Genomic DNA, 26,804 nt, shown 5'->3' on the forward strand with positions numbered 1-26,804 from the left:
TTGTCAAATACCTATCATAAGCATAGATAAAGCATAGATAGTGTATGAAATAGGGGGACACTGTCCTTTTACCATAAAAGCGTGACCCTCTTAGTACAGAATCCTAACCTCTTATTGAATTTAAGTGCCGTTTAAATTGTTATAATTTTATTTAAAACACTGTCATTTTTCACTTAAAGACATTTAATATCTATAAAAATTATTTTCCTTTTTTTTAATCTGAATGAGATCTTCTTTATCGGATTCATATAATAGGATATCCTCTTTTTTTATCATTGGATCAAACCAATCTGTTTTGTCTTTTGCCCATTTTAACCAATCTTGTAATTCAATTGTGAGTTGATTGTTTAATGACGCTTTAGTTTCTAACTCATTCAAGTATTCTCTAACTATTTTGGCTTTGTTGTGATATATTGCATTATTAAATAATTCTTTTGTTCTTTGGAGTTCAACCTCTCTTTTCTTCTGGAATTCCTTTCTTATTTTTTCCTCTTCTTCCATTTTAATATGGTGCAACCTGCATTCTTCTCTCCATACTAATTCTTCCTTTGCTTCTAATTCAATCTTAGCAACTTAGCTAACTGATTTTCTAATTTTATAGCACCATCATTCCATTCTTTAGCCTTATAACTTTCCCCAATTTTTATAATTAAAATACCTGTTGGAATGTAAGTAGATGATCCATAAGGTTTATCCGAAGGAATTCTTTTATTCTTTTCTCTTATTTCAAAATGAAATTCAACATCGTTTACTACAATACATGGTCCTTTTATTTATATCTCTTCTAAATGAATGACCTCTGTATCTTAGTAATTTTATAAACGTATCCATTATTCTTAGAGCTCTACTATAATTATCCGGGACTACATAAATGGAAACAGTATCAATTTTTTCATCCCTATAATAATGATCATTCTTTCTTTTATCGTGAAATGTTATAGTATTTTGAATTAAAATGTCTGGATTACTTAATCTTTCAGGAACAATTAAAGGGGATTTAGAATCACTTAAGATTTCTTTCGTTTTTATAGTAAGGGGAGATTGGTCTATGTTAACGAGATTCCCATCTTCTCGTATAGTTAATATGATTTTATCTTCTCCATCAAAAATTGGGTTAAATTTTGGCTTTTCAATTTCTTTATTGAACTTCAATTTCATCCAATAGCCATTATCAGGCATAGGGATTTCGAATTGCTTGCAGAGTTTTTTTAAACCTTCATTTGAAAAAGCATATTGTAATGTGAGCTTACTAAGTGATGTTGACCACACCAAATCATATAATTCTTTCCTTGTAAATTCCTTTGTTTCCATAAACTTCCTTTTATAATAATTTCTATTAAATTTATAGAAAGTCTTTTAGATATTGAGCGGAAAAATTGAAAAATCTAACGAATTTATTGATATTTTTATTTAAATAAGTTTTCGTAAATTATGGTTTTCCGTAATGAGATGATACTTTTATTAATGTTATTTGTATCTAGAATATAGGCTTTTCAAGAAGTCTCGTTGAAAAAATGATTTTAATCTAAACACTTATCATGGAAAAAATTTAAGCAATTAAACCAGGTCCAAAACCTAAAACACCAGATGGCACACCAGATGAAAGAAGAAGAGTGACGCCATCAAATCAGCCAAAAACATCCTGTTTTAAAACCTCATATACATAAGCCAAAAGATTGAGAGCTTTAGTCTAAATAGGACTCGAAGTGTTAGGCAACCTATTTTAAGTTATCAAAAAATGTCAAAATTGGGATTAAGTGTTCGATTGCAGTCCCTGACAGCCCACAAAAAACTCCTTAAGAAATTAAGGAGTTTTTTTATGCCTTATTTTTTGATAACTTTTGTATTCGATCCCCTATAAAAAGCACTATTTTGGCTACTTGTAAACAAGCCCGCTATTAATTTATCCTAAGATACCTAATAACCCAACAAGAATGAAAAGACTACTACTATGTTTCATAGCATTTTTTTGTGTAAGCATAAATCCTTGCAAGGCTCAAGGTACTCAAATTGATAGCGAGTTTTTTATACCGATTGAGCAATCAAACCTTTATACCCGTGTTATTGGTAATTCAGAAAAATCGATAATTATAGTACTACATGGAGGACCTGGTGCTTTTTCTGTAGATCACGAATTTTTTAGAGATGTTTTTGAAAAAGATTATTTAGTTGTCTACTTTGACCAAAGAGGCGGCGGGAAATCGGATGATTGTAAAGACAAATCAATGCTTACAACAGACCAATTTGTTAAGGATTTGGATGATGTTGTAGATTATGTAAAAGATAAATATCCAAACAAGAAGATAAATCTTTTAGGAACTTCTTGGGGTGGGACGTACGGCTTTTTGTATCTGATTAAACATCAGGAAAAAATCAATTCATTTATTAGCAGTTCTGGATTTGCAGATAGTCCACAAAGAAATTTCGCATTAATACTTCATGAACGTAAATTAGCTAACGAACTTTTAAAAAACACTACCGATTCTATCAAGATAAAAAGGTATGAAGCGATTTTAACAAAGTTAGATGAGATTGAAAAAAGTGAATTCAAAGATTTTTTTAATGATATGAATCTTTTAAGATATGAATTCCCCAAAGATTTAGGCTTTGATGTTTATTGGGCTAAGCCAGAAATGAAAGTAAAAAAGGCAGAACTACTTAATGATCTGGCTTTCTATGATAGGGTAAAATACACTCCTGAACTTCTTGAAAAGGCAATTGCAAAGCTTGAATATGTAAACGAAGTTTTTATGAATACGGAATCTTACAATAATTTGAATATACTAAATGAACTTAACGTAATTAAAAAACCTGTATTAGTTATCCAAGGAGAATTTGATTATGCAATTGGGGTTGAGCAGGGTAAAACGATTTATAAGGCGCTTAAAAATATTCCCAAGAAGGATAAAGAGCTGCTATATATAAAAAATGCTTCACATAATACGCCATTTGAAGCACCTGAAATATATTATAGTGCAATGAAAGCTTTTTTTAAAAAGCATAATTAAGTAATCAATATTTTGTTTAAGGGTAATACTCCACGATTTTAAGGCAATTAAAAAATGTCAAAAACAGATATTAAATATTCGATTGCTGTCACTGACAGCCCACAGAATTTTAAAAAAGCTTCGGTTAAAACTGAAGCTTTTTTTAGTTTTACTTTAATCGCTCCATTAACTCTTCAATGTTTTGTTTCCACTTTGGATACAATTCTTCATTATCAGACCATAATTCATTAAGTTCAGAATTACTACTAATCACAATTTTCAATGATTTTACTGCCAATGGCTTTAATTCGTCAACTTGTAAGTCACCATGTAATTTCCCGAAATTATTTACATTACTTTCATCTTCTTCCTCATTACTGTCTGTCCTATAGGTTGTATCATTTAGCAAGTTGTCAAGATACGCAGCAGAAACCGTAACGGCATGACAATCGTCATATTCTAAATAGTCTGCAGCTATTGCATTGTTAAAAGATGTTTTAAAGAATTCTTTTGGATTCTTTCTAATTTCTTCAGTAAAATCGTATGCGGTGTCATCATCAAAAATGCCGTAGTCCCAAGCGCCCATAATTTTTATTTTTAGTGTTAGTGTCTAGTTTTGTTGTATTTATATTGTTTTGTCAATACAGTTTTTTAATTGTTCCATAATTTCTGCAATAGTAAGAAGTGTTTCATTTCGTTCATTGTTATCAAGCATTGCAAATAAAATAAATTTATCTGGACTTTCGTAAATCTCTGTCAATGCATTTTTTAATGTTACCAGTTCTTCTTTTGTAGTTTCAAGAGCTAATGTTTTCGAACCATATGCATTAGATAGATCTGCGCACCCGTTTAATTCGCTTTCAACTACAATTGCTGTCAATGCAATTACAGCATCTTCATAATGTACAAATTGTTCAAAATTTGGATTATCTAATTTTACATTATTATCCGTTCTTTGATTCAACGTGTCGGGTTGGTCAAAATATTTCTTTAAGTCACAACGCTCATAAATGTCTGCTAATGTTAATTTATCGGTTGGGATTTTCTCTAAAAAACGTTGAAAGTCTGCCCCATAATCACTTCCAAATGCAGTGTCTTTCCATTTTTCTATAAACATATTTCTTAGTTTTATCGATTTGTTATGTGTTCACCTACCCTCAATGAGCGGGAGTGTTTTTTAAATCTTATGTTTAATAAACTTCAGGTCATTTTTTTTAATCGTCATCATACTTACTTTTTTACGTATATCCTCTATAGTTTCAAGGTATGCAGTTTCGCTTGTGTTCTTTAAAAGTTCAATGTAATTGTCTAATAATTTTAAAGATTTAGCCCTCCATTTAGACAATTCGCCAATGGGATGGTATGATTTTCCTTCGAGATAAACTTCTAAGTTGTAGGTAGTCATTTCTTCTTTTGTAACTGTTGGGAAATTTTCTTCTACATTTTTAACACATTTAAGAGTGTCCTCAATCTTTAACCTAATTTCTTTTTCACATAAAAATTTTAGTTGAGAAATGAGCCCTTCTTTTATGAAAAATTCTGCTAAAGGCTTTGTGAATTCGTCATAAGGAAACCACCTACCGTGTGCACTAGAAATCAATTCTTTGTATTTACCTTCGTCAATCCATTTTTTAACGATTATGTCCCTTGTTTGGTTGTAGGTTTTTAATCTTTCTTCTTGCTCTTCCTTTGTTGTAGTTAAAGCGTTATAACCAAAAGACATATTGTTTTGCTTGTAATACCTTTCAATTTCGTTATTTAATTTGGTGTAACTCATTTGTAAATGGGGTAGCTTTTACCTTAGTTTATATTTCTTTTAGAAGTGGTAGTTCTTTTTGCAGGAGCTCTTTGTGACCTTTGTCTAAGTACCTTGGGAGTAGGTGTAACTCTTGTAATTTTTTTAGTTTTACTAGAGGAGTTATATTATAGTTCTTGTTTTCTACCACTAAGGATAATCGCAAATAATGCAAGTTGGTTAATTCTGCTAAAGGCTCAATACCTTTAATTGCTTTTCCGGTGCCACTCATTTTCCCGTGGTTTAATGAAAGTTCCTCCAACGTTGTCAAATTTGCAATAGGCGTTATATCATATAGGTTGGTAATACCATAGATGTAAAGCGTCTTTAGATTTTTCATACCTATAACGAAATCTATATTTTCCACCTTTTTAATACTTGCAAGGATTAAAACTTCTACTGGTTTCAGGCAAGATAAATCCGGAATTTCGGTTTGTTGATTGTTACTGATCTGAAGGTATTTTAAATTGGGCAGTGTAGAAAATACTGAAAGTCGTGCTTCATCAATGTCATTTAACGAAATCGCTTCAATTTTATCATTACCAATCAAAGAAGAAAAGTTTGTGTATTTTAGTTTGGATTTTTTTAAAGGAGTCGATAAACTTAAATTTCTCGCATCTTTTGGTAATTGAGATAAATCATAAATCCCACCAATCTCTCCGTTTAAAACGCCCAAATGTGCCAATGCTCCATAAGGAGCCTTATTGTCTGATAAATACTTATTCCAATTCATCTTTACTTCAAGATATGGTGTTTTGGTTGTGTCAGGCTAATATAAGTGATTTTTCTATTTTTTAGAAAATGGTTTGTAAACTGATCTAAAAAAGCCCCATTATTTCTAATGGAGCTTTGTGGTGTTTGTTTTTGTCAAAAAAAGTTATTATTTTTTGAATGGGTATCTTGCATAGATATCCACATCTGCAATTTTTCTTAATGATGGTCCTTTGCTAGTTAGTATTTGTTTACTTTCTACGATCATTTCATCCAGGTCAAATCCTTGTATTGTTCTTCCTAATAAAAAGGAAACCGTATAGTCAGTCCAGTTTTGACCTTTTGTAACTGCTATTTCAGAAGCTTTTTTCATAACCTCCCAAGTTTCGGTTTCTGTTAGATAGCCTGCCCAGTAGCACCATTTTGCTAATGATACAGCTCTGCAAATATCCCATGCGTAAGTAGATTTTACCTGCGCAACAGTATTTATGTCTAATCCTAGACCTTTTGAAATATCTTTTTGAATACTACTTAATTCTTTTGTTGATTCAAGAAAAATAGGGTCAAATTCACTACTTCTCTGTAGCAGCAATAAATCATTCAAAGTTTCTTTAGCTTCTTCTGTATTTGTTACTTCCCATTGTTGCGCCAATCCTCCGATATACTCATTTAGATTACTTTCGGGTTTGATTCCCAGTATTTTTTCGCCTCTGTAATAAAACAAAATGCCTCCAAAAGAAAGTAGTCTTTTTTGTTCTTCAGTTAATGGTTCTTCAGAATGATTGCTATTAAAGTTTTCTAATAGTTTATCATTGTTTTTTTTCATCTTCGTTTTTAAGATGATTATGTATACAATAAATAGTGCGGCAATACCGCCAATAATAAAGTAAGTGTTCATTGTAATGAGAATTTGTTATAATTAATTGTTTGGTTGTTTGTGGTCTGTTGTCTATTATTTATATTGCCTTTATAATGACTTAAATCAATTTTTGGCAAGCTAATATATGGCTATTTTATTACAAATAAAGTTTTCTTTTCCGATGATTTGTACTTAAGCTAATTGTATTTTTTCTTGTTTTTATTTAGAATGAAGTTGTTTAGACTCTATATTAGTCGTTGAGAGCGTATTCTTTATAGAAAAGAAAAAAGCTCCAGCGAGAACTGAAGCTTTTGTGTATTGATTCATCCTTAATTATATAAATTTAAGTACATTTCACTATTCACGTTAATGCCTCTATATTTTGCAGGTTTCCATTTCGATTTTTTTACAAAATCGAGTGCCTTACTTTCAAAATATTTTGCAAAAATTTTGTTTTTAGCTTTGCTAAAGTCACTTTTAGCTTTTATATTTCCAATAGTTCCATCTCTATATATTACAAAGAAAACCTCGGTATTAACTCTTTCTTTTTTAACTTTATTCATTCCAGGATAATCTAACCCATTCATAAAATCATCTTTGGGTTTTGTTAAATATTCTTCATAGCTTTTTGCGTTAGAATATCTTGAAGTTGTATCACATTCATGAAAACTAAAAACATGTCCTGGATTTTTTTCAATGAATTGTTTGTCGGCAATATTCCTCAAAGAATCAATAAATTTTTCCCCGAATTTTTTCTCAATCTCTGAATTCATTAATTCAGCATAGCAGTACCAGTTGAATCCTTTTCGTGGGCCCATACAAGGTTTTAGCACACTATTCAGTACGATTGATTTTTTTAAAAGTAATTCGGTCATTTCTTTATCGCTATAGTCATACATACCGTAGCCATTTATCAATGTGTAAGTTAATTTACCATTTTTGATATCATTAACCGCCTTGGTTTTTTGATTGATACAAAATGTATCAATAACTGTTACGTCAGGATTTCGATTTTTAAACCACATTTTCATATAGACTTCTTCGCTATACACAATTGGTTTTCCATTTTTGTCAAACTTTTCTAATTCCGTTTTTTGGTTACAAGAATTGAGGAAAAAAAGCGAAAATAGGATAATGATAAATTTCATGATTTGTATTTCATTTTAACAATCACTAATATAGAATTAATTGGTATACGTTTCTTTAAATAGGTATAAGATGATTCGAAAAAACTGGAGAATTAAAAAAGCTTCAGTTTTTTTGCTGAAGCTTTTTCTTTATAAATGTATTATTTAAAATTCTTTAAAAATTCTTCTTTATAGGTTGGGGATATCTCTACTTCTGCACCGTCTTCCAATGTGATGTAACCACCTTTATTGTATAGTTTTACAAAATTGAGGTTAACAATGTGTGATTTGTGAACCCTTATAAAAGGAAGGGGCAGCATCTCTGAGAAGTGTTTAAGAAAACGGCAGGCCATTTTTTTGTTGCCGTTGGTAAGATAAAGATCAGTAAAGTTACCATTCCCTTTTAGTCGTATAATTTCTTCCATTTTCACGATCTCAAAGCCTTCCATAGTAGGGAGTATTACCTGTTGCTTTTCCGCTTTAGGTTCCCTGAAGTTTTCTAGGATGACCTTATTTCGGTTAAACAATTCTTTGTTCATGATCTGCTGATGTACCTTGTTAACAGCAACAATAAGCTCTTCGATACTTATGGGCTTTAACAGGTAATAAGCGGCACTTCTGTTAAGGGCTTTTAGAGAATAATCAGAAAAAGCAGTAACAAAAATGGTTTCAAAAGCAAGGCTGCTACAGGCTTCAAGTACGTCGAAAGCATTCCCAAAAGGCATTTCTACATCAAGAAAAACAAGTTGAGGCTGTAATTCATGCAGTAATGGTATAGCCTCTCTGCTGTTTTGTGCTTCGCCAACAATCTCTACCTGTGGGCAGTATTTCGTAAGATAGCTTCGCAGTACTTCTCTGGCTGCAGTTTCATCTTCTACAATTACGCTTCTTATTTTTGTAAAGCTCATTATGGTTTATTTATTGTTGGAAATGTAATTTGGACAATAGTTCCTGTTTCAGGATACTGTTTCTCGGTCATTGAAAACGTTATTTTCGTTTTGTACAATTCATTTAATAGCGACATGCGTTCTTTTGTATTTGTCAACCCGCGAGACTCATGTGCCTTTTGGTTGTGCGTTTTAAGTTCGCTGCTTTTAGTAAAACCTATGCCGTTATCATCAATAGTAATGTGTATGTTTTTCTCTTCAAGCGAAAAAGTCATTTTCAGAAGCCCTTTTTCTTCTTTATAGCGAAGTCCGTGCCAAATCGCATTTTCAAGATGCGGCTGGATGATCATGTTGGGTATCCAGATGGTGTCGTAGTCAAGTTTTTCATCCACCTTTATTTCAAAATCAAATTTATCTTTAAAACGCAGATGTTCCAATTCGAGATATTTCGTAAGGTTTTCAATCTCATTACCTAAGGTTACAAAATCTTTATTGGAATTTTCCATTGTATTCCGCATGAGGTTAGAGTAGGATGTAAGATACTTGTTGGCCTCAAGTTCATTATTTTGCGCAATGAATTGGTTAACACTGTTGAGGCTGTTAAATATAAAATGCGGATTCATTTCGCGCCTTAATGACTGAAGTGCAATTTCCTTGTTTTTTGTTTTAATAGAATACAAAGCCTTTACAATAAGTCCGAAAAGGAGTAAAAGCAATACCATTACACCTAAAAGGAAGTAGTTGAATGTATTTTTTCGGTTAATAAGTTCGTCTTTAAACATCTTTTCACTTTCAAGTCTGCGTATTCGTTCCTCAGTTACCTTAAAGGTTTTAGCATCTGTTAACGAGTTGTCAGACAGTATTATGCGGTCAATGTTTTTTATAAAATCCTCATACATCGCCATACTTTCTTTGTCGTCTCCTGTGGATTTATAATATTCTACGAGCAGTATCAGGCTTTCTCTGGCTTCAAAGGTCTTTCCGTTTGCAGAGGCTATTTTATACGATTCTTTTAAGGCGTTTACAGCATTTACAGTATCGTTCATTTTAAAATAGATAGAAGCGATGTATTGCAGCTGGAGTATTTCTATGTCGTGGTTTTTGATTTGTCGGGCTATAGACAATATTTCTTTTACTACCGAAACAGCTTCTTCATAGCGCTTTCCCGAAACATATAAGGGAGCAATTTCATTATATACTTTAATTGTTTTTCCCAGCATGTTTTTAGCATATGGAAGTGCCTGCTGGTATTTCTCCAGAGCATTTACAGTATCACTGTTTTTAAGGTTTAATTCTGCCTGTTGTATATAGGCATCTGCCACTTCTCCCTTTTTATCCTCTTTGTTAAGTAATGCGATATTGGCATTTAGGTATTGATCTTCGACTTTCATATTACCCGAATTTTTCAGGCGGTTGTAGTCATTTAAATTGAGCGTTTTAGAAACTTTATCAGTAGCAGTTTCTTCGGCTATTTTATAATTTTTGGATGCCGCACGCAATTTGTTTTGTGATTCCTGTGCTTTGGCAATTTTCCTGATTACCCTTGATCTTCCTGCAATATTATTTGAGGCGGTGTATATTTCCAGTGCTTTAAATAAGTATTCTTCTGCTTTTGCCAAATCGTCTTTGTCATCGAGTTCCTGAGCAAGAAGTTCATAATTGCGCGCAATTTTAGAATTGTCATTCTCAATTAATGATCTTTCCAGGTTATTTGCTGCCTTTTTTAATTCAACAGGTGTTTCCTTTTTTTTAGGTGTGCCATCTTGTGCCTTTAACCCTATTGGGAGTAAAAGCAGTGTAAATAGTAGAGGTAGGGTGATAAAGCGAAGCATTCTTTTGGTATTATAATGTAAAGTAAATCAATTTTACATGCTTTTCCTATTGCTTTTACCAAGTGAAATACTGGTTTCACCATTTCTCCAAAAAACGACCCACTTAACGATATACATTTGTATCAGATTAAAACATCCAAATCTAAAATCATTAAAAACTAATATTATGAAAAAATTAATCGTATTAAGCGCAGTATTGTTCGCAACTCTTAACCTAACTAGCTGTGATAAGAAAGCTGACGCAAAAACAGAAGTTGAAACAGAAGTTACAACTGAAACAGTTGACACTTTAGCTACAACGGAAGCTGATGCACCAGTAGAAGGTACTACAGTAACAGAAGCTGCTACAGTAACTACAACAGAAGTAAAATAATTATTTTAAAATATAAAAAACAATCATTATGAAAAAAGTAATCGTACTAAGCGCAGTATTGCTTGCAGCTCTTAACCTAACTAGCTGTGGTAACAAAGAATCTAAAGTTGAAACTGAAACTGAAGTTGTAACTGAAGTTACAGAACAGCCAGCTGATACTTTAGCTCCGGTAGAAGCTGCTTCATCAACTGAAGCTGCTACAGTAACTACTACAACAGAAGTAAAATAATCATTTTTTAAAAAATAAGAATTATGAAAAAAGTAATCGTATTAGGTGCTGTAGTACTTGCTGCAACATTTAGCTTAACAAGCTGTGGTAAAAAAGAACCTCAAGTTGAAACTGAAACTGAAGTTGTAACAGAAGTTACAGAACAGCCAGCTGATACTTTAGCTCCTGTAGAAGCTGCTTCATCAACAGAAGCTGCTACAGTAACAACTACTACAGAAGTAAAATAATATTAAATGCAGGGGCGATGAAAGCTGTTATTGCTAAGACAATAGTGTGCTTTTATCTATGAGCCGGAAATACAAAAAAAAGCTTCAGTGAAAACTGAGGCTTTTTTGTTTTTAATCTATTTGGCCGACTACTTCTTTTTTATTTGTATTTTTCCTACAATTTAAAAATAATCAATGAATATAATTGTAAAATATAATTACTCAGGCTTAAATGGTTGTCTTGTTATGCTTTTTTTGATGACTTTAGTCTCAAGTTGTGAAACAAAGAAAAAAGATTTTATTGATCAATCCAAACACTATATGGCGATCAATGGTCGTGATACAGCACACCTGGATATTACACAAGACGAAACAGAGTTTTATGGAAGTTATGAAATACTTTATGGACGAACCGGTAAGGATTCAGGTGAAGTTAGGGGGCAGATCATTAAGGATACATTACGGGGTATTTTTACCTATAAACCTTTTGGTGGAGGCCATAAAAAGAGTGTGCCGATCGCTTTGCTTAAAAAAGACAATATGCTTTATCTTGGACGGGGTACAGCTAACAGCTATTTAAATATACCTCATTTTATAGCAACAGTCCCTATCAATTATTCAAATAGCAAGTTTATCTTTAAGGAAGTAATAAGTTCAGATAGTAAATAGTTTAAATCAAAAAGCTTCAGTAATCACTGAAGCTTTTGATTTGTTTATTTGATAAAAGTGTTTAAATAATCATGCAGGTAAAAAATTAAACTCTTAAGGAACCACGAAATCCTCTGGCTGCATAGTAAGATTCTGCACCGTTATGATACAGGAAAACCGTGTTGTAACGGCGGTCGCAAAAAAGGGCACCGCCAAGTTTCCTAATTTCGGGAGTGGTTTGTATCCAGCTTGATGTTTTGGTATCAAAATTCCCCAGTTGTTGTAATTCCCTGTATTGTTCTTCATTTAAGATATCAATACCCATATCAGCAGCCATGTTTATGGCGCTATCGTTAGGTTTATGCTCTTTTCTTGACTCGAGTGCTTCGTGGTCATAACAAATGCTTCTACGGCCTTTAGGGCTTTCGGGAGCGCAATCATAAAAAATATATTCACCAGTTTTTTTATCAAAGCCTACTGCGTCCGGTTCACCTCCCGTTTCTTCCATTACGTCAAGCGACCATAGTTTTTCAGGATTGGCTTCCAGTTTTTCCTGTATTGTATTCCATTCAAGACCTTTATGACGGTTCATGTTTTTCTCAAAACGGGTTTTCAATACTTTTAACAGCTCTTCATGCTGTTCTTGTGACAACTCTTTTTTATTACTGTTTTTCATATGATTTCCTTTTATTGATTCGTTGAAATAAATTTTCTGTCAGCAGGCCTTAAGTACCATGATAGTATCGTTAATATTAAAAGCAGTAAGGGAGGGAATATCTTGGCAACAGGGGCTTCTGTTGCTATATAAGAAATTATTGCTCCGGACATTGCGAAGAAGAAACCTGCATAGGCCCATTCCTTTAGTAGTGTAAATTTAGGAATTAGTATTGCGCCGACTCCTAAAATTTTCCAAATGCCCAGTAACGTTAATAAATAAACAGGGTAACCCAAATGGGTTATGTTATCCACTTCTTCCTGCATTCTTATTAATTGTACTATTCCGGTTGAGAGCATTCCTAATGCAAGCCAAAGTGTAGCGATCCAGTAGATAATTTTGTTTCTCTTTGCCATGATATTTTATTTTAATTGATTTACTATATCCTGTAGTCTGTTATGTGCCATGTTGATACCTTGCGCAAACGGCATTTGCAGCATTTGATCCCTGAGCGCCACTGATCTGTATACAATATGCATTGTAAGTTTGCTGGTAGTATCAGTACGTTTTTCAAAATCCAGATATTCAATCTGAGCATCAAATGGACTGTTCTCCATTTCGAATGTTCGTGTTATCTTTTGATTCGGGATATATTCATGGATCGTTCCATTGGCTTTAAACACCACATTTCCTTTAGGGTCAGATGTTTCAAAAGCATAGCTGCCGTGTTTTTTGTTTTCAAGCTTTACTACTTTTGTTCCCATCCATTGTGCTACAATTTCAGGTTCAGCATAAGCTTTAAAGAGTAGTTCCAACGGAAGGTCAAACTCCCGGGTTACAATCAATTCCTGCGTACCGTTTTCGGCATGGATCTTTGTTTTTGGTTCCATATTGTTTAGTCTTTTGGTTTGTAGTTTTTCATTATGTCTTCCAGTTTATTAAATCGGTCATCCCACATTTTTCGAAATGGTTCAATGAATTCAGCTACTTCTTTCATCTTTTCAGCATTAATGTGATAGTGAATCTCCCTGCCGTTTTGTTGCTGTTCAAGCAGTTGGCATTCTGTTAGTATCTGTAAATGTTTCGAAACAGTTGGTCTTGCTGTATCAAAATTCGCAGCGATAGCTCCAGCTGTCATAGAGTGGGAAGAAACCAATAAAAGAATTGCTCTTCTCGTTGGGTCTGCTATTGCCTGAAATACATCTCGTCTTAAATTCATCGTGTAGTTATTTGACTTCAAATATAAGTGTAGTTATTTGACTACGCAAATTTTTTTATGATTTTTTCATATTTAAAGGGTTGTAAACTATTTAAGTATGAGCAAATGAATTGGAGAAATAAAGGTATTTGTAGTGATAAAATAAAAAACTCCATTAAGAATAATGGAGTTTTTGACTATAATTTTATTCCGGAATTTTTGATTGTGAATCGAGCCAGATCAACTGATTCTTAATTCTTTCAATTACATCGGTATCCTTATCATTATGAATATCCCTCAAATTATAATTTGGATTCTTTAGATCTGAATTATTTTGAAATTCATTAATTCCCAAATTAAAAATAGCCTGACCGAATCTTTGCTCCGGATTTTTATCCAAGTAAGAACTTAATAATTCCAATATAATTTTGTGCTCTTCTTTCATGTAAATGGTATATCGTTCGTAGTTTGATACTAAACGAAAATACAAATTAAAGGCTGATGCATAAATGACATTTCATTTTTTAATCCTTTTTAATCTGATTAATAAATTCAGTTACCTTTTTTAAAACCAGTTCCGGAACTTCTTTGTGTGGTGTATGTCCAATATTTGGGATGATATATTCTTCTGTTTTTCCGCTAACGGCTTTGATGGTTTTTTCAACCTGCTCTAATGTTGCATATTCGTCTGCTTCACCCTGTACAAACAAAAGAGGGCAGCTAATATCGGGCAGCATGTGTTCAATGTTCCAACCTCTAAAATCACTTCTTGTCCAGGTTTTTGTCCATGCTTTAAAAAGCATATCCGTTTTGTCGCCATGGTATTTTTGCAATCGTTCAGATAAATTGGTGGTTTTATACGCTTCAATAGCTTCGTGGATTCCTTTTAATGTAATGTCTTCTACATAAATATGGGCAGCCTCACATATAACCATTTTGATTCGCTGTTTATATTTACCGGCTGTAAGCAAAGCAATAGTGCCACCATCACTGTGCCCAAATAATATGGCATCGTCTATTTTTAATGTTGTAAGCAAATCGTTTAAAACATCGGCTTCTAATTCCATATAGTGAATAGGTCTTTCATAAGTAGGCATAGGATCAGATTTCCCATAACCTAGACGATCATATACTAACATGTTACATTGAGCGGCTTCGGCAAGTTTTTCGGGGAAATCCCTCCAAAGCTTTACGCATCCCAATGAATCATGTAAAAAGACAAGTGTAGGGCGGTCCTCGAAATCATTTCGATATTCAATATAAAGATTGTTTCCCTGTATGCTTATCAAGTTCCCGGTAGTATCCTGTGTCATAAAAATAAATGATCTGTATTTATTTAAAAATCTTCTGCTATATCAAAGCTCAGTTTTTCTTTTGTTATCGGATGCGTAAACTCAAGATGAGCAGCATGGAGGTAAAGTCTATTGGAATCGGTTCCATATAAGTTATCGCCAACAATAGGAGCATTAAGTCCCAACTCATGTGCTGCATGCATTCGTAACTGATGGGTCCGTCCTGTAAGCGGCCAAAAATGAACTTTGGTAGTCACTTCATTTCGCTCAATAACTCTCCATTTGGTAATGGCTTTTTTCCCGAATTCGAAACAAACCAATTGCCTCGGACGATTGTCAAGATCTCCCCGTAATGGAAGTGTAATTTCTCCTTCCTGCTGTTCGATCACTTTAGAGAGCAAGGCGGTGTAACGTTTGTTTACAGTTCGTTTGAGGAACTGCTTTTGAATCTCCTTGTGCGATTCTTTGGTTTTTGCGACCACTAAAAGACCTGAAGTGGGCATATCCAATCGATGGATGATGAGTGGTTCGATAGTTTCGAATGCATATTTTAGGCGGGTATAAACCGAATCCTGAATTTGAATTCCCGGAACTGAGAGCAATCCAGAAGGTTTATTAACGATTACAAAATGATCGTCTTCATAAACAATTTCAAGTTTTTTGTCTTCCCCCGGATTTTTTAAAAAAGGATCTTCGTCTAAAGTGATTCCCTCCAACATGTGTGCCAGGATAGGTTTGCATTTTCCGGTACAGGCCGGATAGAACTGCTTGTGTTTCCTTATTTCCGATTTTGGAGGAATTCCCCACCAAAATTCTGCCATAGCAAGAGGTTTGTATCCGTTAAGAAATGCATATTGTAAAAGCTTTGGGGTTGCACATTCTCCGGCTGCTGCGGGTGGTTTCCCAAAAACTGTATCCCGAAAAATGGCTTCTAAACTTTTTTCTTTATTGTCTTTATTCAGGAACACATATTGGTCAAAAAGCTGCTGCTGTAAAGCATTGGACTTTTCTTTCCGATCCTTTTTTAAGGTCTCAATGTTTTCAACAAATGATGCTATTGCTGATTTCTTTTCTTCCAGTAGCTGAGCCCAATTATTCGAAAGCACATTGAACTCATGCTTGTCGTGTAAACTGTAACGTATTAAATAGGCTTCCAGGTCTGCATATTCCTGTTTGCTTAAAGTATTTTTTTGTTCAGCACGAAGTTTTTTTCGGTCTGCTTTATTACTTTTTTGTTGTTTCTTAAAGGCATTAATTTCCTCAATAGATTGAGCTGAAGCTAATTCAAATTCCCGTTTTAAGCTCCTGTATTCTTCATCCGCTTCTATCTCTTTAACCTTTTTGTTGATGTCATTGAGGATGTATTGCTGTTTTAGAAAAAAGCTGTCTTCCATGAGCATATCAAAAACAGGAGGAACAAACTTTGGATGATTATTAGAACCGGCTAGTTTCCCAGAGAAAGCCGATAAATATCCTAATTTTCCGTGAGCATCCTGAACAACCAAAACGCCAAACATTTTCCCTACAGCCGTTCCCGCTTGGTTTTCTCTAAGTCCAAAATTATGATCCAGATCTATTTGTGTTTCCAAATAATGCTGTAGCTCATCAGCAGCAATTTTAGTTAACGGATGAGGTTCATAAAAGAACGGAAAGGTAAATCGCCCGGGCAGTTCTATTCCGTTTATGGTGTTGTCAGAAAAGTAGGAAATACTATTTTGGTTATTGTTTGTCACTTTTTTCACTATTGTTTTTGTAGTGCAAAAGTACTGGATATTCTTTGGTGGTATATGATTGTGAAACAATTTAATTCTGTTTTTATAAAAAGTAAAAGGATTATTCAGCCCTTTGCATTTTAATGAGTTAGATGCTATCAGTAATTAATTGTATCCATTAGAGGTGTTATTTTATCGTTTATTATACAGGTATAAATACCTGGTTTTTAGTTGAGTATAAATACCTGATTTTTAATTCGATAGTGAGCGACTGGTTTTATTATTATAAGTTTACTCGAAATTAACCAATTTTTCTATCCGATTAATTAACCAAAAACTATAGATCTTATGAAAAAACAACCAACTTTTTTAGCAGTTTTAAGTATGCTGGCCGTTATAGTTTTTGCGACTTACAGCTGTGCAGACAAAACTAAAGACAAAGAAAACAACGAAGATAAAGTACTAGCCGGATCCCGGGATTTGAACCTTAGCGGGGCTTATGTAAATCACCAGGATTCGGTGCCCTCAAAACAGCAGTATGACGGCCCTCTTTTCGTGTTAAGCCATGATTATCCTACAACAGTTAAACCCGTGGATAATCCATCTTGGCAGCAAGCGTTAAATGGGCAGCCCATCTCTGAATCCAATACATTTGCCTATATGGATGCCTTAAAAAAACATATAGCACCAAACATAATTCCGTTTTTTACTGACAATAAAAAATGGACGTCGGCAAAATACGGCTGGTTCAACGAACCGTGGTTAGGGTCAACCAGGGATCCTATCCTTGGGGTTTATCAGGCTAATGGAAATAGCAAAGGTTTATTTAAATCACTAAGTGAAGATGAAATGGGGTATGCACTTGTTTTATATGATTCGGTAGCAGCTTATACGGTGGGGCAGCTTTGGGATCAATCCGGGAAACTGGTTGACTTTGGAACCAATCCGGATGCCGGGCAGTTTAAAGAAGGTAGTATTATTGTAAAATTTGCTTTCTCAAATATTAATGCTAAAGGCTGGCCTGTAATGCAGGGAGCAGAGACCTTTAGTATTTACCATGATATTCCAACAGCTGAGAATCCTAAAAAAGGAAACCAGATGCGTACGGTTAGTTTTTTCCAGATGGATGTTATTGTTAAAGACAGTAAAACGGCACCACAAACCGGTTGGGTATATTCTACATTTGTATATGATAAAGATGCAAAAGGAACGTTTTGGGATAAAATGGTACCGTTAGGTGCTATGTGGGGAGATGATCCAACTGTAAATAGTCCTGTTAAACGTCCTTATCCTAAATTAAAGGAAACAGTAATTAATCCTAAAGCACCTTTTTATAGTACAGAAACCTTAGGTTGGGGAGGACGATTAAGCGGTCCTAATGATGGAGCGGTTGCAGAATATGCTGTTGATATTACTACAGGTGAAAAATATTCTAAACTACCATTATCATCTTGTATGAGTTGTCATAGTCCTGCTCAGTATAAATTTAAATCATTTTTGTTACCGTCACTACCACCTACCTCAGATACTTTACATGTTTATTCACCAGGAAGCAAGGAGTGGAATAGATGGTTTAGAAGTGATTCTGGTAATGTACCTTTTGATTCTGGTGAAATAGCATTGGACTATGATATGGTTATGGCATTTAAATCGATTAAAGCATATTCAAAAGCACAAAAGCCTGCAGCGCAAAAATCATCAGAAAAAGCAGTACTATCTGCTGAAGATAATATATCTGAAAAAAACATGGATGCTTTTGAAAAATACAGATCACGTACTGAAAGAAAATAACAACGACATTAATTTCGGTTAATATTTTGATTGTAAACTGCTCTTCTGATATAATTATCAGAAGAGCTTCTTATTTTAGGTCATTAGATTTATATCTTAATAAAAACATACATTTGTAGTGTATTGACTATTTACAAAACATAATTTTATGGATTATGATAAATTTATTTTCTGCCTCGAAGCTGTTCCCGATGTAGAGATAGAAACTACTACCGAAGTTGTTAAAAATTTAGAGCAGCTTGCCTTTGATCAGGGAATAGACAGTATTTATAAAACCTGTGATTCTATTGAAGGACTGGAAGAGAGCCAGAATGTGTTGCTGTATGAAGACCATAATTTTAAAAATTATGAGATTATTTATCTGGTAATGCAAGGCGAAGGGAATAACATCTGCCTGAATAATTACTACTATAGTATTGAAGAAATTGCAGAACTTTTTGAAGGGAAAATGACGGGTAAGATCCTGCATTTTGCCAATGAAAAGATTCTTGATTTATCACCCGAAGAAGCGCAATACTTTTTAGATGTAACCGGTGCACGTGCCATATCGGGATACGGAACAACATTCAGGAACATAACCAGCAGCAATCTTGATAAAGCTTTTTTTAGCTTGTTTGAGGATGAAGATGATGTGTTAGAAATTGTAGAAGAGTTACACCAAAAACATTATGCTCTTTGTAAGCTTCTGGATTTCAGACTGTATTATTAATGTCGAATTTTATAGTTTTTAATTCGGCAAAAAACTCATCTTTAGTGTATGCTTTTTCCTATTTTTCTATTTCAAAGGGAATTTTACTTTTTTCCAGTTTAAAAATATCTCTTCTGTCCGGCAGGTCTTTATTAAATACTGATTTAAACGAGACCAAATCTTTAATAGTTACCGGTGTTCCTTTGTATTCTGAGTTAGGATATGATCCCGTTATATATTTCCTGATATCGTCATCTAATTTTATCTTACCATCTAAAACGGCTTGTGCCATTAATGTTCCTGTAAATATTTTAGTTACAGAGGCAATTTCAAACAAGGTAGTGTTGTTGGCCTTATTTCCTTTTCCTTTGTCAATTTCACCATAATGCCTGGTATAGGTTTTACCGTCTTTTACAATTCCAATGGAAACGGAATTTGTTTTGGATTCCTTTAGCAATGCTTTAGCATTTTCATCCATAACTGCATAAATCTGCTTTTCTGTTAGCATCTTGTTTTGTTGTGCTAAGCAAGAGTATCCTATGCTCAATAAAAAAATAAAAAATATCTTTTTCATGCAGGTACGTGTTTCTCATAAAGACGGTAATAATTTTACTATGTTACGTATATAAACTATTTTAAATACAAAAGCCCCTAACGAGTAGAGGCTTTTGTATTGCAAAACTATAGATGTTTAGTTCTTCATAATTTTTTTAGTGAAAGATGAACCTTCAGTAGTAGTGCCTTTAAGGAAATAAGTTCCTGTTACTAACTCGCTGATATCAATATTCTCACTGTTAGCAGTCGTTAAAACTTTTTGACCTGTAATAGTATAGATTGCTGCTTCTGATAATTCTACATTGGCTGGCAACACTATAGATACAGTGTTTTGCGCTGGATTTGGATATACTGAATAAGATACATTTTCAAAAGGCTTTGTGCTTAAACCCCCTGTTGTAATTACAAAATTATCATAGTATGCACTTCCGCCATAGTTGTTGTGTAGCATATTAATACCGGCAGCATTTAGCTTTGTAAAATTTTCAATGGTATTTTGCAGTACATTGTTAACGTAGTACTTGATCTCATTTGTAGTAACATGGATTTTAATATTAACCCATGTGTCTGGAGTCCATTCGGCTTCTGCATAATCAAACCCGTAATCGGCATTTTTGATTACGTAGATCATTCCTCTGTTTTCGATCCCTACGCCGGCTACAGGTACATATTCTTCATCAGCATTAATAGCAAATATTGTAAATTCAAAATCAGCGCCATTCTTTTCAGTAGCTAATACATCATAAGAAATAGTAAAATTGGTATAATCCAGAGGTGCTGCAAAAGTTTTAGAAGCTCCAAAAATTGGCATCCACTGATCGCCGAAACTAGGCTCATAAGCATTTTTAAAAGAAAAAGTACCAGTAGAAGCTTTCTCGTTACTGATTACCTGATTTAAAAGAAAGCCATCAGCTCCTTCTGTAACTTCCCAATTATTTTGTTGATGTAGGGTGCCTAACTGATATCCTTCTGATGTTTCAAAAGAAATCGATTGCTGTGCAAATGCTGCTGTTGACACTACTGCCAATACTAAAGAGTAAATGTTCTTCATTTATTTAAAATTTAAATATTTATACAATATTATTGATTCATTACTGGCTTGGCGAATATTTTTTGTTAATTAACATTCGTATATTTTCTTGTTAAGTATTGATATTACTGGTGTTTTTATTAATTAGAGGTTCTGAGAAACGTAATGATTTAATATATGGTCGTTTGGCTATTTTAGCACTATTTTAGATAAAATGTAAAATGGCTGCAAGTAGGCAGCCATTTTATAAAAACTATTTCCATCATTTGCGGTTTATTAAAATATAACTAGAACTTATTTCAATTCGAATATTGCCTGTATCTCTACACTCGATGCGAGAGGAAGAGAAATAGCGCCTATTGTGGCACGGGTATGCATACCGCTTTCGCCAAAAATTTCAACCAATAGGTTAGAGGCTTCATTCATAACTACTGCATGACGGGTATAGTTGTCATCGGTATAAAAAAAGCCTGTAAGCTGTACTGCCTGTTTTACGTTGTTGAGGTCACCTCCAGCCGCTTGCTTCAGTATACTTAATATATTAAGCAAAGTTTGTTTTGTTGCTTCTTTGGCCTGTTCTTCGGTAACCTGAGTTCCTATTTTACCAGGGTGTTCTATCTTACCGTTTTTTAAGGCTACCTGATTGATGAATACCAGATTCCCCGAAATTTTATACAGCTTATAATTACCTACTGGTTTTGGTGTTTCGGGAAGAGTTATATTTAATTCTTTTAAACGTGCTTCGATGTCTATTTTAGGTGTTTCCTGAGTAACTATATTATTGTTGGTTTTTCCAAGAGATGCCTGTACAAGATTATACCCTTTTGCGGCTTTTGCTAAAGCATATCCTTGTAGGGATGCAATGTGAAGTTCACCTTTAGACGGACGTTCAGACCCTGGTGCGCCAGCCAGAGATGTGGTGCCAAAAGCAGTATTACCCTGCGGTATGGTTTTGTCAATTTCTCCTGTACCCATGATGCCTGTAGGAACTAATAGCATTCCGTGGATGGCGAGAGTATTCCAAAAAGACAATATAGCTGCTTCACGTCCTGCACCGCTCCCAGCCGACATAAAGACACTTGCCGGTTTTCCTTCCAGTTTATGGTTTGTCCATAAGTCGATAGTCTGATCAAGGAAATTACGCATATCGGTACTCATGTTTCCAAAATGGACAGGAGACCCAAACGCAATACCATCATAATCTTTCAGCTCATCTGCAGTAGCATAAGGAATAGTGTCGAAAGGTTTTGCATCTTTATCTGTTCTTGGTTTTACATGCGGAACCTGTTTTAGTACAGCTGTAGCACCGGGGAATTTTTCAATGCCTTCTGCGACTGCTTTTGCCAGTTTATAAGTGCCACCGTTAGTAGTATTAAAAAGTACTAATACGCATATGTTTGATTGTTCTTTATTCATGGCTTTTTGTGCTTTTAAAAGAGGACTGTTAAACAACGTCAATGCTATAACTAAGTATTTTGCAAGATTTAAGATCATGAGATTTATAATTCTAAAATTTTAATTATACAAAGTTAGATATTACAAAATGTCGGATAATGTCTATATTTGACATTAACATGTTAATTAACGACAATGGAAACTTCCCGATTTTGCCACCTCACTGTTGATGAGATTAAAAAAACAGCTTATGTGTGGCATGAGCCCGACTGGAAGTTTACCAATGAGTGGCATTCGCATAAAATGGGACAGCTCATTTTTGTGGAAAAAGGAGTTCAGTACCTTTATACCCCAACCAAAACATATCTTTTACCTACGCATCATTGTGCCTGGGTACCATCAGGAATGATGCACAAAACATTTGCTCCGTCTGGTCAGGTGTACCTGCGCTGCATTTTTATAAATGATGTGCCTGAAGATCCATTTTTTAATGAACTCACTATTTTTCATACGCCCAAGATTATACAAGAAATGGTATTGTATACTGAGCGATGGTCACGATTGGAAAACTATGATGCTGGAGAGTTTGATTTTATAAAAGCACTCATAGGAATATTGCCTGCAACTTTTAAATCATCTATACCACTAATACTTCCGGCACCACAAAACCCAAGGATCGTAAACATCATCAATTATCTTACAGCAAATATAGGAGAGGATATTAAGATAACAGAACTGGCAGATCATTTCAATATGTCGGCACGTACAATGGAACGCCTGTTTAAAAGTGATCTTGGAATGAATATCTCTAAGTATATTAAACTGTTTAAGATTATCAAGGCGGTAGAATTGCTTTCTGTGCCCGGTGAAAATGTAAAGAGCGTGGCCGGTAAAGTAGGGTATAACAGCGTTTCTACCTTCAGTAATACTTTTAGCAGTGTGCTGGGTATTCGGCCAAATGATATGGTCGTGAAATAATAACCGTGTTTACTTTGCTTCTTTCCAAAATGGTTTTGCTTTCAGATTTTTTGGATTCCAGTTTCTTTCATTTTTAAAATAGTTCTGTAAGGTAATTACAGTATTTGGATCACCTAAAAGATAAGCAATACCCTCACCTTCAAAATCAGGAAGCAGTGACACTATTTTATTTTTTATAGTTTCAGGGTCTAACGGATTGATTACATAATAATCTAATGGAAAGCTGTCATCTATATCGGGGAAAATATCCCGTTGATTATAGGTATAGATGAAACTAAATACTTTTTTGTTTAGAGGAAGATTGCGATTGATCTCATACAAATGAGATAGTGATGTAATGTCTCCTATCATCAGGTAATAATCAGCACTATCATCTAATAATAGTTTTCCTCTTGGTGGTTTAAAATATACTGTGTCGCCTTTTTCAAGTGTCCTTACCCAGTTGGCACCTTTTCCATTGGAGAAAGTACAAATGGCTACATCAATAATTTGATGTATAGGTTCGTAGTTCCAAATGGTGTATTTCCTGTCGTCTATGTTTGGCTGTGTATTAGGGTCACCCAGAAAAATGTCCATAGTAAAGCCTGGAATATACTCTAATTGTTTAAAGTCGTCACTTTGTATCCTTAAGTGATAGACATGTCTGTTAACCTGATGTATATGTATTAATTTTCCTTGCTGTATACTGATGATATCTTCGTGCATAATTATTCATTTAATACAGCAAAGATTGCTATACTAGGAAAGACAAACATTGATATAGGTCAAAATCAGATCTTTGATTTTAATCTGCTTAGTGTTTCCTGAGAAATGTTGAGGTAAGAAGCAACCATCTTATTAGGAAGACGTTGTACTACATCCGGTTTCTGGCTCAGCAGCTGTTTGTAACGCTCTTTGGCATCCATAGTGATGAACGACATCAGGCGGTTTGTATTGGTAACATAAGCCATTTCCAAATAATAGCGGTAGAACTTTTCCCAGGAAGGTATTGTTTCCAACAGATAATGAAAATCATCCTGAGTTATGTACAGTAGCTCGGTTTCTTCCAGAGCCTGAATAAATTCCAAAGAAGGCTCTTTGGTAATAAAACTTACCATTCCGGTAGCAAAGTTATTTTCAAAAGCGAGATAGCGTGTAGCGTCGTGTCCTTCTTCGTTAATGAAGAATATGCGTAAACAACCTTTGCCAACGAAGAACATCCGTTGGCTGGTTTGCCCATGAGTAACCAAAAGTTCGTTTCTTTTTGGTGTCAGTGGCTTGAAATAAGATAGTATGGTTTTCAGCTCATCGTCTGTGACCGTTATCTTATTTCGTATGTAGTCTTCAATTTGATCGTACATCGGCTATGGTATAATCCTGAACAAATTTACGATAATGAATAATATCAGCGATATAGAGTACAATGAGTTGATGCGTTTTTGCAAAAGTAATGATCTCCGGCAATCGTGCCATCGAGCCATCTTCATTCATTAGTTCACACAATACGGCCTGTGGTTTTAGTCTGGCTAGCTTTACCATATCTACGCTGGCTTCGGTATGCCCGTTCCTTGCCAGTACGCCTTTATTGTTAGCACGTAAAGGAAAAATATGACCCGGTCTGGAAAGATCTTCCGGTGTCGCATAATCGTTACAGGCAGCCTGTATGGTTCTTATCCTGTCGGATGCCGAAATGCCTGAGGTTACACCTTCTCTTGCTTCTATACTTACTGTAAAAGGAGTCTGGAAATTACTGGTGTTTTCTTCCACCATGTAAGGTAAGTCTAAGGCATCTGCTTTTTCATTGGTTAGGCATAAACATACAATACCGCTGCATTCCCTTATCATTAAAGCCATATCTTTTACGGTCATGTTTTCGGCAGCAAAGACCAGATCGCCTTCGTTCTCTCTATTCTCATCATCGGTTATTATAATTCCTTTTCCTGCTCTTAGCGCAGCGATGGCATTTTCTACGCGTTCTTTACTGTCTCTTCCGGAGAAGGATAACGGACTGATTAAATTTTCGATCATTATTTTGAAGAGATTAGCTTTTCGGATAATTTTCTTGCATTCGGGATAATAAGGAATGCGGCAACATAAGCAACCGGAAGCATTACCGTCCAAGCTTTAAGAAATTTAAGGAACCAATCCTCGCCAAAACCATAGTTACGCATCAGTCCTACAAAAGCCATGATGAGTGTCATCGGTAGTACAACCAGTAATGTGTAGATGTACTTAAAATACTTTTTTTTCATTTTTATGGATATTTATTATTGATGATGCAAAGTTGTACCATCCTTGGGGGGTAAACATTGATGTAGGTCAAAAAACGATTTGGGCATGATATTGCTTTTCTTTTCTTATTTTTGATAAAAAAATATGAGGAAAATATTACTTTTCTTAGTGTTGCTGCCACTCTCTGTATTTTCACAGAATTGTTCCTGTGAAGACAATTTCGAATGGCTTAAAAAAACATTCGAAGAAAACGATGCCGGATTTCAATATGTTATAGACATGAAGGGAGATGGTGCCTATACTCAGCTTAACGATGAGTACAGGAAGAAAGTAAAGGCGATTACTAAAGACGATGAATGTGTGAATACACTAAAAGAATGGTTGTTGTTTTTTAGATCAGGACATTTATCGTTAAATGTTGCTGGGAGTAGAGGGAATACTGAACTGCCGGATGCTAAACAAATCATTGAGAAATATAAAGGTTGGGAACAATATTCGATCTCAGAAAAAGAGTTTAAAAAATACCTCTCATTACTAAAAGAACCTGGCTTTGAAGGGATATGGATAAGTGAACCTTATACGATTGGGATAATTAAACGTGAGAAAGAATACATAGGTTTTGTAATGAACAGTAATGATCCTTATTGGAAAAATAACCAAATTAAGCTTAGAATTAAACCAAACAAATCAGGAGACGGGTTTGAAGCGGTTTATTATATGAAAGATCATTCTATAATGAATGTCAGGAAAATAGATAAAGTTGGGAATAACACTATGTTCTTTGACTGGATATCTTTTAAGAGGCTATATCCAGAATATACCGATACTAAATCTGTAAAAGAGTATCTTGAACTTAATACATCTTCAAATCCAGTTGCAAAACAGATTTCTAAAAATACATTTTTACTGCGGATACCTTCTTTTTCTGAGAAGAAAAGAAAAATGATTGACAGTCTTATTGTTAGTAATCGCGATATGATCTCAAGATGTGAAAATCTTATTATTGATATAAGAAATAATGGAGGAGGCAGTGATAGCAGTTTCCAGAAGTTGATCCCTTATTTGTATACAAACCCGATTCGATCTATTGGAGTGGATTATTTATCAACACCGCTTAACAATAAGAGAATGGACTATTTTATTGCTTCGGATGATTTCACAGAAACTGATAAAAAATGGGCACGTAAAGGCTTAGTCAAGCTAAATAATAACCTTGGTAAATTTGTGAACCTTGAGGACAGCGATGAAGTACAGGTAAGTAAATTAGATAAGATTTCGGAGTATCCAAAAAATGTAGCGATTCTTATTAATGAAAATAATGGCAGTACAGCTGAAGAGTTTTTACTATTAGCTAAACAAAGTAAAAAGGTGAAGCTTTTTGGAACAACAACAGCTGGTGTCTTGGATATTTCGAATATGAATTTTGTAGATTCTCCTTGTAAGACATTGCAGTTGGGTTACGGACTTTCGCGAAGCAGAAGAATACCGGATATAGCTATTGATACAAAAGGGATTCAACCGGATTATTACATTGACAAAACAATTCCAAGTGAAGACTGGATTGATTTTACGGAAAAAATACTTTTAAATGAATAACTTTGATATATTCGTTTGATAAAAAGGCTCAGTTTTTAACTGAGCTTTT

At 34.3% G+C, this 26,804-nt stretch carries 33 protein-coding genes; 9 read left to right on the top strand and 24 right to left on the bottom strand.

Annotated elements, in window-relative coordinates; translation table 11 throughout:
- Positions 1 to 183 precede the first annotated feature (183 nt).
- Both EPI11_RS03080 and EPI11_RS03085 read right to left on the bottom strand, forming a co-directional pair.
- Positions 184 to 501, bottom strand: a complete 318-nt coding sequence (locus EPI11_RS03080; RefSeq protein WP_128388492.1) for a hypothetical protein — start codon at positions 499 to 501, stop codon at positions 184 to 186.
- A gap of 237 nt (positions 502 to 738) precedes the next feature.
- On the bottom strand, positions 739 to 1,311 hold the full coding sequence (locus tag EPI11_RS03085) for a hypothetical protein (RefSeq protein ID WP_128388493.1): 573 nt from the start codon (positions 1,309 to 1,311) through the stop codon (positions 739 to 741).
- Positions 1,312 to 1,934: 623 nt separating this feature from the next.
- Here EPI11_RS03085 and EPI11_RS03090 point away from each other — a divergent pair.
- Positions 1,935 to 3,008, top strand: coding sequence for an alpha/beta hydrolase (locus EPI11_RS03090; RefSeq protein WP_128388494.1), 1,074 nt, complete (start codon positions 1,935 to 1,937; stop codon positions 3,006 to 3,008).
- A 148-nt stretch (positions 3,009 to 3,156) separates the two neighbouring features.
- Here EPI11_RS03090 and EPI11_RS03095 read toward each other — a convergent pair whose 3' ends face one another.
- The 8 genes from EPI11_RS03095 to EPI11_RS03130 form a co-directional block, all read right to left on the bottom strand.
- Positions 3,157 to 3,573 (bottom strand): DUF4259 domain-containing protein, encoded by a 417-nt coding sequence (locus tag EPI11_RS03095; protein WP_128388495.1) that lies wholly within the window; start codon positions 3,571 to 3,573, stop codon positions 3,157 to 3,159.
- Between the two features lie 39 nt (positions 3,574 to 3,612).
- The gene (locus tag EPI11_RS03100) at positions 3,613 to 4,104 is read right to left on the bottom strand and encodes an imm68 putative immunity domain-containing protein (protein WP_128388496.1); all 492 of its coding nucleotides are present in this window, start codon (positions 4,102 to 4,104) and stop codon (positions 3,613 to 3,615) included.
- Between the two features lie 60 nt (positions 4,105 to 4,164).
- Complete coding sequence (locus tag EPI11_RS03105) at positions 4,165 to 4,764, bottom strand: hypothetical protein (protein WP_128388497.1); 600 nt, start codon at positions 4,762 to 4,764, stop codon at positions 4,165 to 4,167.
- 28 nt (positions 4,765 to 4,792) lie between these two features.
- Positions 4,793 to 5,515, bottom strand: coding sequence for a leucine-rich repeat domain-containing protein (locus tag EPI11_RS03110; RefSeq protein WP_128388498.1), 723 nt, complete (start codon positions 5,513 to 5,515; stop codon positions 4,793 to 4,795).
- A 147-nt stretch (positions 5,516 to 5,662) separates the two neighbouring features.
- On the bottom strand, positions 5,663 to 6,391 hold the full coding sequence (locus tag EPI11_RS03115; protein WP_241657573.1) for a DUF1266 domain-containing protein: 729 nt from the start codon (positions 6,389 to 6,391) through the stop codon (positions 5,663 to 5,665).
- A 290-nt stretch (positions 6,392 to 6,681) separates the two neighbouring features.
- The gene (locus EPI11_RS03120) at positions 6,682 to 7,500 is read right to left on the bottom strand and encodes an energy transducer TonB (RefSeq protein WP_128388500.1); all 819 of its coding nucleotides are present in this window, start codon (positions 7,498 to 7,500) and stop codon (positions 6,682 to 6,684) included.
- A 140-nt stretch (positions 7,501 to 7,640) separates the two neighbouring features.
- The gene (locus EPI11_RS03125; protein WP_128388501.1) at positions 7,641 to 8,387 is read right to left on the bottom strand and encodes a LytR/AlgR family response regulator transcription factor; all 747 of its coding nucleotides are present in this window, start codon (positions 8,385 to 8,387) and stop codon (positions 7,641 to 7,643) included.
- Positions 8,387 to 10,198: a tetratricopeptide repeat-containing sensor histidine kinase gene (locus EPI11_RS03130; protein ID WP_128388502.1), complete on the bottom strand. Its 1,812-nt coding sequence runs from the start codon at positions 10,196 to 10,198 to the stop codon at positions 8,387 to 8,389. The genes EPI11_RS03125 and EPI11_RS03130 overlap by 1 nt, the downstream gene beginning before the upstream one ends.
- Before the next feature lie 166 nt (positions 10,199 to 10,364).
- On the opposite strand from EPI11_RS03130, the gene EPI11_RS03135 reads away from it, so the two are divergent.
- The 4 genes from EPI11_RS03135 (at position 10,365) to EPI11_RS03150 (ending at position 11,675) form a co-directional block, all read left to right on the top strand.
- The gene (locus EPI11_RS03135; RefSeq protein ID WP_128388503.1) at positions 10,365 to 10,571 is read left to right on the top strand and encodes a hypothetical protein; all 207 of its coding nucleotides are present in this window, start codon (positions 10,365 to 10,367) and stop codon (positions 10,569 to 10,571) included.
- A 28-nt stretch (positions 10,572 to 10,599) separates the two neighbouring features.
- Entirely contained in the window at positions 10,600 to 10,800 is a 201-nt protein-coding gene (locus EPI11_RS03140) for a hypothetical protein (protein ID WP_128388504.1), read from the top strand.
- Positions 10,801 to 10,823: 23 nt separating this feature from the next.
- Complete coding sequence (locus tag EPI11_RS03145) at positions 10,824 to 11,027, top strand: hypothetical protein (protein ID WP_128388505.1); 204 nt, start codon at positions 10,824 to 10,826, stop codon at positions 11,025 to 11,027.
- Between the two features lie 174 nt (positions 11,028 to 11,201).
- On the top strand, positions 11,202 to 11,675 hold the full coding sequence (locus EPI11_RS03150; RefSeq protein ID WP_128388506.1) for a hypothetical protein: 474 nt from the start codon (positions 11,202 to 11,204) through the stop codon (positions 11,673 to 11,675).
- An 85-nt stretch (positions 11,676 to 11,760) separates the two neighbouring features.
- Here the strand turns inward: EPI11_RS03150 and EPI11_RS03155 are convergent, their stop codons facing one another.
- The 7 genes from EPI11_RS03155 to EPI11_RS03185 all read right to left on the bottom strand — a co-directional run bounded on the left by EPI11_RS03155 (position 11,761) and on the right by EPI11_RS03185 (position 16,541).
- On the bottom strand, positions 11,761 to 12,330 hold the full coding sequence (locus EPI11_RS03155) for a DUF4256 domain-containing protein (RefSeq protein ID WP_128388507.1): 570 nt from the start codon (positions 12,328 to 12,330) through the stop codon (positions 11,761 to 11,763).
- Positions 12,331 to 12,341: 11 nt separating this feature from the next.
- Positions 12,342 to 12,725: a DoxX family protein gene (locus tag EPI11_RS03160; protein ID WP_128388508.1), complete on the bottom strand. Its 384-nt coding sequence runs from the start codon at positions 12,723 to 12,725 to the stop codon at positions 12,342 to 12,344.
- Positions 12,726 to 12,731: 6 nt separating this feature from the next.
- Positions 12,732 to 13,199, bottom strand: a complete 468-nt coding sequence (locus tag EPI11_RS03165; RefSeq protein WP_128388509.1) for an SRPBCC family protein — start codon at positions 13,197 to 13,199, stop codon at positions 12,732 to 12,734.
- A gap of 5 nt (positions 13,200 to 13,204) precedes the next feature.
- Positions 13,205 to 13,528: an ArsR/SmtB family transcription factor gene (locus EPI11_RS03170; protein WP_128388510.1), complete on the bottom strand. Its 324-nt coding sequence runs from the start codon at positions 13,526 to 13,528 to the stop codon at positions 13,205 to 13,207.
- Between the two features lie 184 nt (positions 13,529 to 13,712).
- Entirely contained in the window at positions 13,713 to 13,952 is a 240-nt protein-coding gene (locus EPI11_RS03175) for a hypothetical protein (RefSeq protein WP_128388511.1), read from the bottom strand.
- 79 nt (positions 13,953 to 14,031) lie between these two features.
- The gene (locus tag EPI11_RS03180; RefSeq protein WP_128388512.1) at positions 14,032 to 14,820 is read right to left on the bottom strand and encodes an alpha/beta fold hydrolase; all 789 of its coding nucleotides are present in this window, start codon (positions 14,818 to 14,820) and stop codon (positions 14,032 to 14,034) included.
- 23 nt (positions 14,821 to 14,843) lie between these two features.
- Positions 14,844 to 16,541 carry an RluA family pseudouridine synthase gene (locus EPI11_RS03185; protein WP_394343627.1) on the bottom strand — a complete coding sequence of 566 codons (1,698 nt, stop codon included), beginning with the start codon at positions 16,539 to 16,541 and terminating at the stop codon, positions 14,844 to 14,846.
- A 318-nt stretch (positions 16,542 to 16,859) separates the two neighbouring features.
- Between EPI11_RS03185 and EPI11_RS03190 the strand changes: the two genes are divergently transcribed.
- Together EPI11_RS03190 and EPI11_RS03195 are read left to right on the top strand one after the other, a co-directional pair.
- A complete protein-coding gene (locus tag EPI11_RS03190; protein ID WP_128388513.1) occupies positions 16,860 to 18,302 on the top strand; it encodes a hypothetical protein in 1,443 nt (480 codons plus the stop codon).
- A 148-nt stretch (positions 18,303 to 18,450) separates the two neighbouring features.
- Positions 18,451 to 19,011 (top strand): DUF6642 family protein, encoded by a 561-nt coding sequence (locus EPI11_RS03195; RefSeq protein ID WP_128388514.1) that lies wholly within the window; start codon positions 18,451 to 18,453, stop codon positions 19,009 to 19,011.
- A gap of 58 nt (positions 19,012 to 19,069) precedes the next feature.
- On the opposite strand, the gene EPI11_RS03200 is transcribed toward EPI11_RS03195, so the two are convergent.
- The 3 genes from EPI11_RS03200 to wrbA all read right to left on the bottom strand — a co-directional run bounded on the left by EPI11_RS03200 (position 19,070) and on the right by wrbA (position 22,066).
- Positions 19,070 to 19,564, bottom strand: a complete 495-nt coding sequence (locus tag EPI11_RS03200; protein WP_128388515.1) for a serine hydrolase domain-containing protein — start codon at positions 19,562 to 19,564, stop codon at positions 19,070 to 19,072.
- Between the two features lie 117 nt (positions 19,565 to 19,681).
- Complete coding sequence (locus tag EPI11_RS03205) at positions 19,682 to 20,596, bottom strand: T9SS type A sorting domain-containing protein (RefSeq protein ID WP_128388516.1); 915 nt, start codon at positions 20,594 to 20,596, stop codon at positions 19,682 to 19,684.
- A 273-nt stretch (positions 20,597 to 20,869) separates the two neighbouring features.
- On the bottom strand, positions 20,870 to 22,066 hold the full coding sequence (gene wrbA / locus EPI11_RS03210) for an NAD(P)H:quinone oxidoreductase (protein ID WP_394343628.1): 1,197 nt from the start codon (positions 22,064 to 22,066) through the stop codon (positions 20,870 to 20,872).
- A 99-nt stretch (positions 22,067 to 22,165) separates the two neighbouring features.
- Between wrbA and EPI11_RS03215 the strand changes: the two genes are divergently transcribed.
- A complete protein-coding gene (locus EPI11_RS03215) occupies positions 22,166 to 22,948 on the top strand; it encodes a helix-turn-helix domain-containing protein (protein WP_128388517.1) in 783 nt (260 codons plus the stop codon).
- Positions 22,949 to 22,957: 9 nt separating this feature from the next.
- On the opposite strand, the gene EPI11_RS03220 is transcribed toward EPI11_RS03215, so the two are convergent.
- The 4 genes from EPI11_RS03220 to EPI11_RS03235 form a co-directional block, all read right to left on the bottom strand.
- A complete protein-coding gene (locus tag EPI11_RS03220) occupies positions 22,958 to 23,653 on the bottom strand; it encodes a siderophore-interacting protein (RefSeq protein ID WP_128388518.1) in 696 nt (231 codons plus the stop codon).
- Between the two features lie 65 nt (positions 23,654 to 23,718).
- Positions 23,719 to 24,288 carry a Crp/Fnr family transcriptional regulator gene (locus EPI11_RS03225; protein WP_128388519.1) on the bottom strand — a complete coding sequence of 190 codons (570 nt, stop codon included), beginning with the start codon at positions 24,286 to 24,288 and terminating at the stop codon, positions 23,719 to 23,721.
- Positions 24,272 to 24,955, bottom strand: a complete 684-nt coding sequence (ribB, locus tag EPI11_RS03230; RefSeq protein WP_128388520.1) for a 3,4-dihydroxy-2-butanone-4-phosphate synthase — start codon at positions 24,953 to 24,955, stop codon at positions 24,272 to 24,274. The genes EPI11_RS03225 and ribB overlap by 17 nt, the downstream gene beginning before the upstream one ends.
- Positions 24,955 to 25,179, bottom strand: a complete 225-nt coding sequence (locus tag EPI11_RS03235) for a DUF2798 domain-containing protein (protein WP_128388521.1) — start codon at positions 25,177 to 25,179, stop codon at positions 24,955 to 24,957. Before EPI11_RS03235 ends, ribB begins: the two co-directional genes overlap by 1 nt.
- 124 nt (positions 25,180 to 25,303) lie before the next feature.
- Between EPI11_RS03235 and EPI11_RS03240 the strand changes: the two genes are divergently transcribed.
- Positions 25,304 to 26,755 (top strand): S41 family peptidase, encoded by a 1,452-nt coding sequence (locus tag EPI11_RS03240; protein ID WP_128388522.1) that lies wholly within the window; start codon positions 25,304 to 25,306, stop codon positions 26,753 to 26,755.
- Positions 26,756 to 26,804 lie beyond the last annotated feature (49 nt).

Source organism: Flavobacterium cerinum (assembly GCF_004028155.1).
GTDB classification, from domain to species: Bacteria; Bacteroidota; Bacteroidia; order Flavobacteriales; family Flavobacteriaceae; genus Flavobacterium; species Flavobacterium cerinum.

Excerpts from the sequence above, each read along its gene's own strand:
- EPI11_RS03170 (WP_128388510.1), bottom strand. The coding sequence starts at position 13,528 with ATGAATTTAAGACGAGATGTATTTCAGGCAATAGCAGACCCAACGAGA.
- EPI11_RS03180 (WP_128388512.1), bottom strand. The coding sequence starts at position 14,820 with ATGACACAGGATACTACCGGGAACTTGATAAGCATACAGGGAAACAAT.
- EPI11_RS03225 (WP_128388519.1), bottom strand. The coding sequence starts at position 24,288 with ATGTACGATCAAATTGAAGACTACATACGAAATAAGATAACGGTCACA.
- EPI11_RS03120 (WP_128388500.1), bottom strand. The coding sequence starts at position 7,500 with ATGAAATTTATCATTATCCTATTTTCGCTTTTTTTCCTCAATTCTTGT.
- EPI11_RS03175 (WP_128388511.1), bottom strand. The coding sequence starts at position 13,952 with ATGAAAGAAGAGCACAAAATTATATTGGAATTATTAAGTTCTTACTTG.
- EPI11_RS03200 (WP_128388515.1), bottom strand. The coding sequence starts at position 19,564 with ATGAAAAAGATATTTTTTATTTTTTTATTGAGCATAGGATACTCTTGC.
- EPI11_RS03190 (WP_128388513.1), top strand. The coding sequence starts at position 16,860 with ATGAAAAAACAACCAACTTTTTTAGCAGTTTTAAGTATGCTGGCCGTT.
- EPI11_RS03110 (WP_128388498.1), bottom strand. The coding sequence starts at position 5,515 with ATGAATTGGAATAAGTATTTATCAGACAATAAGGCTCCTTATGGAGCA.
- EPI11_RS03150 (WP_128388506.1), top strand. The coding sequence starts at position 11,202 with ATGAATATAATTGTAAAATATAATTACTCAGGCTTAAATGGTTGTCTT.
- EPI11_RS03115 (WP_241657573.1), bottom strand. The coding sequence starts at position 6,391 with ATGAACACTTACTTTATTATTGGCGGTATTGCCGCACTATTTATTGTA.
- EPI11_RS03205 (WP_128388516.1), bottom strand. The coding sequence starts at position 20,596 with ATGAAGAACATTTACTCTTTAGTATTGGCAGTAGTGTCAACAGCAGCA.
- ribB (WP_128388520.1), bottom strand. The coding sequence starts at position 24,955 with ATGATCGAAAATTTAATCAGTCCGTTATCCTTCTCCGGAAGAGACAGT.
- EPI11_RS03155 (WP_128388507.1), bottom strand. The coding sequence starts at position 12,330 with ATGAAAAACAGTAATAAAAAAGAGTTGTCACAAGAACAGCATGAAGAG.
- EPI11_RS03220 (WP_128388518.1), bottom strand. The coding sequence starts at position 23,653 with ATGCACGAAGATATCATCAGTATACAGCAAGGAAAATTAATACATATA.
- EPI11_RS03100 (WP_128388496.1), bottom strand. The coding sequence starts at position 4,104 with ATGTTTATAGAAAAATGGAAAGACACTGCATTTGGAAGTGATTATGGG.
- EPI11_RS03195 (WP_128388514.1), top strand. The coding sequence starts at position 18,451 with ATGGATTATGATAAATTTATTTTCTGCCTCGAAGCTGTTCCCGATGTA.
- EPI11_RS03135 (WP_128388503.1), top strand. The coding sequence starts at position 10,365 with ATGAAAAAATTAATCGTATTAAGCGCAGTATTGTTCGCAACTCTTAAC.
- EPI11_RS03240 (WP_128388522.1), top strand. The coding sequence starts at position 25,304 with ATGAGGAAAATATTACTTTTCTTAGTGTTGCTGCCACTCTCTGTATTT.
- EPI11_RS03085 (WP_128388493.1), bottom strand. The coding sequence starts at position 1,311 with ATGGAAACAAAGGAATTTACAAGGAAAGAATTATATGATTTGGTGTGG.
- EPI11_RS03140 (WP_128388504.1), top strand. The coding sequence starts at position 10,600 with ATGAAAAAAGTAATCGTACTAAGCGCAGTATTGCTTGCAGCTCTTAAC.
- EPI11_RS03145 (WP_128388505.1), top strand. The coding sequence starts at position 10,824 with ATGAAAAAAGTAATCGTATTAGGTGCTGTAGTACTTGCTGCAACATTT.
- EPI11_RS03235 (WP_128388521.1), bottom strand. The coding sequence starts at position 25,179 with ATGAAAAAAAAGTATTTTAAGTACATCTACACATTACTGGTTGTACTA.
- EPI11_RS03130 (WP_128388502.1), bottom strand. The coding sequence starts at position 10,198 with ATGCTTCGCTTTATCACCCTACCTCTACTATTTACACTGCTTTTACTC.
- EPI11_RS03105 (WP_128388497.1), bottom strand. The coding sequence starts at position 4,764 with ATGAGTTACACCAAATTAAATAACGAAATTGAAAGGTATTACAAGCAA.
- EPI11_RS03090 (WP_128388494.1), top strand. The coding sequence starts at position 1,935 with ATGAAAAGACTACTACTATGTTTCATAGCATTTTTTTGTGTAAGCATA.
- EPI11_RS03095 (WP_128388495.1), bottom strand. The coding sequence starts at position 3,573 with ATGGGCGCTTGGGACTACGGCATTTTTGATGATGACACCGCATACGAT.
- EPI11_RS03165 (WP_128388509.1), bottom strand. The coding sequence starts at position 13,199 with ATGGAACCAAAAACAAAGATCCATGCCGAAAACGGTACGCAGGAATTG.
- EPI11_RS03080 (WP_128388492.1), bottom strand. The coding sequence starts at position 501 with ATGGAAGAAGAGGAAAAAATAAGAAAGGAATTCCAGAAGAAAAGAGAG.
- EPI11_RS03125 (WP_128388501.1), bottom strand. The coding sequence starts at position 8,387 with ATGAGCTTTACAAAAATAAGAAGCGTAATTGTAGAAGATGAAACTGCA.
- EPI11_RS03160 (WP_128388508.1), bottom strand. The coding sequence starts at position 12,725 with ATGGCAAAGAGAAACAAAATTATCTACTGGATCGCTACACTTTGGCTT.
- EPI11_RS03215 (WP_128388517.1), top strand. The coding sequence starts at position 22,166 with ATGGAAACTTCCCGATTTTGCCACCTCACTGTTGATGAGATTAAAAAA.